The following is a 4704-nucleotide window of genomic DNA, read 5'->3' as shown; positions in this document are numbered from 1 at the left end:
CAGCAGCAACAGCAACAGCTGCAGCAGCAGGTTCAATACCGTATTCTTCTTTAAGGATAGTTGCAAGTTCATTAACTTCTTTTACTGTCAAGTTAACTAGTTGTTCTGCAAAAGCTTTCAAATCTGCCATTTTTTGTATGATTTTAATTGTTTAAATACTTTGTTGATTTTTGAAAATTATTCGGGTCTCTCACCAAGAGTTTTGAGAACTCCGTGAAGGGTGTTACCACCTGATTGAAGAGCAGAAATAACATTCTTCGCCGGAGATTGCAACAATGCAACGATGTCAGCGATAACTTCATTCTTACTCTTGATTGCAACGAGAGCATCCAATTGGTCTGCACCAACGTAGAAGCTTTCTTCTGCATATGCAGCTTTCAGTCCGGGAATACCGTCTTTCGCTTTATCCTTGATCAGTTTAGCCGGAACGTTTGCAATGTTGCAAAACATAATAGCAGTAGTACCTTTCAAAGAATCGTAAAGAGGAGAAAAGTCTTCTTCCAAGCTTTCAAGTGCTTTGTGAAGCAATGTGTTCTTAACCACCATCAATTTGATGCCTGATTTAAAACAATCTCTTCTCAATGCGCTAGTAGCAGCAGCGTTCATAGCTGTAACATCTACCAAATAGAAGTGACCATATTCCTTTACCGTAGCAGCAATTTGCTCTATAATCGAATTTTTATCTTCCTTTCTCATTATTTCTCTGTTTTATTAGATTTCTTCCACTGATTTCGGGTCGATCTTGATACCCGCACTCATTGTACTAGAAAGATAAATACTCTTAATATATGTACCCTTTGCTGCGGTCGGTTTCAGTTTGATCAATGTAGAGATGAACTCTTTCGCGTTGTCGCGAATCTGATCAGCACTGAATGATACTTTACCGATAGAAGTATGAACGATACCGCTCTTATCAACTTTAAAGTCAATCTTACCTTGTTTTACTTCTTTTACAGCTTTAGCAACATCCATAGTTACGGTACCACTTTTAGGATTCGGCATCAATCCACGAGGACCGAGTACACGACCGAGTGCACCAATTTTACCCATGATAGATGGCATAGTGATGATCACATCGATATCAGTCCATCCACCTTTGATCTTTTCAATATATTCGTCAAGACCAACATAGTCAGCGCCAGCTTCTTTCGCAGCAGCTTCAGCATCCGGTGTACAGAGTACCAACACACGTACTTGTTTACCAGTACCATGAGGAAGTGAAACAACACCTCTCACCATCTGGTTAGCTTTACGTGGGTCAACACCTAAACGTACATCTATATCCAGTGAAGCATCAAACTTGGAAAAAGTGATTTCTTTTACCAAAGATGCAGCTTCTTTCAGTGAGTATGCTTTCCCTGCTTCAATCTTTTCTGCAGCTAACTTTTGATTTTTTGTCAGTTTACCCATTACAATTGAAGTTTATTAGTTATTAACCGGGAACTCCCCTTTTACAGCGATACCCATACTTCTAGCTGTACCTGCAACCATTCTCATGGCAGCTTCCACAGTAAAACAGTTTAAGTCCACCATTTTGTCCTGAGCAATCGTACGAATTTGTTCCCAAGTAAGCTCGGCAACTTTCTTACGGTTAGGCTCAGCAGAACCACTCTTTACCTTAGCTACTTCAAGTAATTGAATAGCAACGGGAGGAGTCTTGATTACAAAATCGAAAGACTTATCTGCGTAGTAAGTAATGATAACAGGCAAAATCTTACCTGCTTTGTCTTGGGTTCTGGCATTGAATTGCTTGCAAAATTCCATGATATTGATACCCTTAGAACCTAGAGCAGGTTAATCTGTAATTTGATTAGTCCAGCAACTTCTTTAGCCATTTTTTTATTGATTTATATATAAACATTAAACGAAGAACAACAACAGCGTAACAATTCCGCGTTATTCTTTTTCCACTTGCATAAAGCCCAATTCAAGCGGTGTTTTTCGCCCGAATATCTTCACCATGACCTTCAGTTTCTTCTTTTCACTATTCACTTCTTCAATGATACCACTGAATCCGCTAAAAGGACCAAAAGTAACTTTTACAGTTTCACCCACTACGTACGGAATATTGAGTTCTTCACCCGTTTCCTGCAGTTCGTCCACTGTACCAAGTATACGATTCACTTCTGATTGTCTGAGAGGTACCGGTTTCTCGGAACCACCCAAAAAGCCTATCACATTCGGAGTATTACGCAGGTGATGAGCGACCTCACCAACCAGAGCAGCCTCCACTAAAACGTAACCAGGAAGATAACTTCTTTCCTTCACAATCTTTTTACCATTGCGAACCTGGTAAACCTTTTCAGTAGGAATCAATACCTGAGATACATATTCACCAAGGTCGCTGTTTTTAAGATCAGCTTCAAGATATTCCTTTACCTTAGCTTCTTTTCCGCTAATAGCACGCAGAACGTACCATTTTTTTTCAATCTCAGCCATTTTCAATTCCTGTTTTTAATGTGGATAAACAATTTTTTCCATGAAGTTTTGGAAACAGACATCCATACCCCATACTACCAATGCAATAAGCAGGGAAGCATATAAAACAACTACTGCACTGTTAGCAAGTTCGGAATACGTAGGCCACGATACTTTATGAACAAGTTCGTCGTAAGATTCTTTAATATAAGCTATTACCTTTTTCATGGAGGAGAGGCTCGAACTCCCGACACCCGGTTTTGGAGACCGGTGCTCTACCAACTGAGCTACTCCCGTTTGTACATAATCAGTTCCCGATTTACACCGAGAACTGATTAATTATTGTGTATTAGTCGATGATTTCAGTAATCTGACCAGCACCTACCGTACGTCCACCTTCGCGGATAGCGAAACGAAGACCCGGGTTCAATGCTACTGGGTAGATCAACTCAACTGTAATAGTTACGTTATCACCCGGCATTACCATTTCTGTTCCTTCCGGCAAAGTGATTTCACCTGTACAGTCCATAGTACGCAGATAGAATTGAGGACGGTATTTGTTGTGGAACGGAGTGTGACGACCACCTTCTTCTTTCTTCAGGATATAAACCTCAGCTTTGAATTTAGAGTGCGGTTTAATCTGTCCCGGTTTACAAAGAACCATACCACGTTTGATTTCGTTCTTGTCAACACCACGGAGCAACAAACCTACGTTGTCACCAGCTTCACCTTGATCCAACAGTTTACGGAACATTTCAACACCAGTTACAACTGATTTCTTATCTTCACCCAAACCAAGGATTTCAACTTCATCACCTACGTGGATAATACCTGATTCGATACGACCTGTAGCAACAGTACCACGACCTGTGATAGAGAACACGTCTTCAACCGGCATCAAGAATGGTTTATCAACATCGCGCGGAGGCAGTGGGATCCAAGTATCAACTGCATCCATCAGTTCCATAACTTTATTTTCCCATTTTTCTACACCGTTCAATGCGCCAAGAGCAGAACCCTGGATGATAGGAGTATTGTCACCATCAAAATCATAGAAAGAAAGAAGTTCTCTCATTTCCATTTCAACGAGTTCCAACATTTCAGCATCGTCTACCATATCGCACTTATTCAAGAATACAACCAGACGAGGAACGTTTACCTGACGAGCCAACAAGATATGTTCGCGAGTCTGAGGCATCGGACCATCAGTTGCAGCACAAACGATGATAGCACCATCCATCTGAGCAGCACCAGTTACCATGTTCTTTACGTAGTCGGCGTGTCCCGGACAGTCAACGTGTGCGTAGTGACGGTTAGCTGTTTCATACTCAACGTGTGAAGTATTGATAGTAATACCTCTTTCTTTTTCTTCAGGAGCGTTGTCGATAGAATCGAAAGAACGCAATTCCGATTGTACCAATGTTTACGTGCGGTTTGGTACGTTCAAATTTCTCTTTAGCCATAGCTTTACTTGTTATTTATTTGATTAATAATCAGCATTTACATCTTATGAGCTGTTACCGGGATTTGAACCCGGGACCTCTTCCTTACCAAGGAAGTGCTCTACCACTGAGCTATAACAGCAAGAAAAAAGAGCGGAAGACGGGGCTCAAACCCGCGACCCTCAGCTTGGAAGGCTAATGCTCTATCAACTGAGCTACTTCCGCATTCTTGCCAAAGTTGTCACTCTGATTGTGGGCAAAGATGGATTCGAACCACCGAAGGCGTAAGCCAGCAGATTTACAGTCTGCCCCATTTGGCCACTCTGGTATTTGCCCTAATAATTTTCTCACTACGCAAAGAACGAGCTTCCGTCTATCTTTCTAAAAGAATTAACCTTCTCATCCTTGAGCCTCTTGTCGGATTCGAACCAACGACCCCGAGATTACAAATCACGTGCTCTGGCCAACTGAGCTAAAGAGGCATTCTAGCTAAAAAATGCAACCGCCACGTTCTAACACGAGCGAAACGGCTGCAAATTTAGTTATTTATTTCTTTCCCGCAAAATATTTGCGATTTTTTTATTTGCTACGTTGTTTTTCCTTGTATTTAACCAGTTGCTTTTCGAGCGCTTCCACATCTAAATCAATTGCTTCCTCAAATGTATCACACACTTTACTTGCATAAAACTCCCCGTTAGGAATAAGTATTTTTATGCCTGCTTCTTTATTTGCAGCAACTTCCGGCTTAACTACCTTTAATGACACCTCTACTTTCTTTATATCTTCGTAATACTTTTCCAACTTAGACACTTTCTTTTGAATAAATGCCTGCAATTGCTCTGAC

The 4704-nt window shown here is 41.0% G+C and carries 5 protein-coding genes, 4 tRNA genes and 3 pseudogenes; all 12 read right to left on the bottom strand.

All coding sequences use genetic code 11. The features are described 5' to 3' along the window. Window positions 1–130, bottom strand: a pseudogene (locus tag BHV72_RS00370) (50S ribosomal protein L7/L12); the annotation flags it as partial. Between the two features lie 47 nt (window positions 131–177). Next, window positions 178–696: a 50S ribosomal protein L10 gene (rplJ, locus tag BHV72_RS00365; RefSeq protein WP_122264202.1), complete on the bottom strand. Its 519-nt coding sequence runs from the start codon at window positions 694–696 to the stop codon at window positions 178–180. A gap of 15 nt (window positions 697–711) precedes the next feature. Beyond that, entirely contained in the window at window positions 712–1410 is a 699-nt protein-coding gene (gene rplA / locus BHV72_RS00360) for a 50S ribosomal protein L1 (RefSeq protein WP_005675413.1), read from the bottom strand. 15 nt (window positions 1411–1425) lie between these two features. Further along, a pseudogene (gene rplK / locus BHV72_RS00355) lies at window positions 1426–1835 on the bottom strand (50S ribosomal protein L11). Between the two features lie 61 nt (window positions 1836–1896). After that, the gene (nusG, locus tag BHV72_RS00350) at window positions 1897–2439 is read right to left on the bottom strand and encodes a transcription termination/antitermination protein NusG (protein WP_004296362.1); all 543 of its coding nucleotides are present in this window, start codon (window positions 2437–2439) and stop codon (window positions 1897–1899) included. A 15-nt stretch (window positions 2440–2454) separates the two neighbouring features. After that, on the bottom strand, window positions 2455–2646 hold the full coding sequence (gene secE / locus BHV72_RS00345; RefSeq protein ID WP_004296363.1) for a preprotein translocase subunit SecE: 192 nt from the start codon (window positions 2644–2646) through the stop codon (window positions 2455–2457). Between the two features lie 121 nt (window positions 2647–2767). Next, a pseudogene (tuf, locus tag BHV72_RS00340) lies at window positions 2768–3881 on the bottom strand (elongation factor Tu). A 49-nt stretch (window positions 3882–3930) separates the two neighbouring features. Continuing rightward, window positions 3931–4002 (bottom strand) — tRNA-Thr (locus tag BHV72_RS00335). Window positions 4003–4012: 10 nt separating this feature from the next. After that, window positions 4013–4085, bottom strand: a tRNA-Gly gene (locus tag BHV72_RS00330). Window positions 4086–4113: 28 nt separating this feature from the next. Continuing rightward, window positions 4114–4196, bottom strand: a tRNA-Tyr gene (locus tag BHV72_RS00325). A 72-nt stretch (window positions 4197–4268) separates the two neighbouring features. Continuing rightward, window positions 4269–4342 (bottom strand) — tRNA-Thr (locus BHV72_RS00320). Window positions 4343–4439: 97 nt separating this feature from the next. Continuing rightward, on the bottom strand, window positions 4440–4704 hold a 265-nt coding region (hpf, locus tag BHV72_RS00315), incomplete at its 5' end, for a ribosome hibernation-promoting factor, HPF/YfiA family (protein ID WP_286853351.1).

Origin of the sequence: Bacteroides sp. 43_46 (genome assembly GCF_001915455.1) — a bacterium.
Taxonomy (GTDB): Bacteria; Bacteroidota; Bacteroidia; order Bacteroidales; family Bacteroidaceae; genus Bacteroides; species Bacteroides caccae.
The sequence above is the reverse complement of the archived record's forward strand: the minus strand, read 5'-3'. Positions and strand labels throughout refer to the sequence as shown.

Coding starts and splice junctions, on each gene's coding strand:
- rplJ (WP_122264202.1), bottom strand. CDS start 696: ATGAGAAAGGAAGATAAAAATTCGATTATAGAGCAAATTGCTGCTACG.
- rplA (WP_005675413.1), bottom strand. CDS start 1,410: ATGGGTAAACTGACAAAAAATCAAAAGTTAGCTGCAGAAAAGATTGAA.
- nusG (WP_004296362.1), bottom strand. CDS start 2,439: ATGGCTGAGATTGAAAAAAAATGGTACGTTCTGCGTGCTATTAGCGGA.
- secE (WP_004296363.1), bottom strand. CDS start 2,646: ATGAAAAAGGTAATAGCTTATATTAAAGAATCTTACGACGAACTTGTT.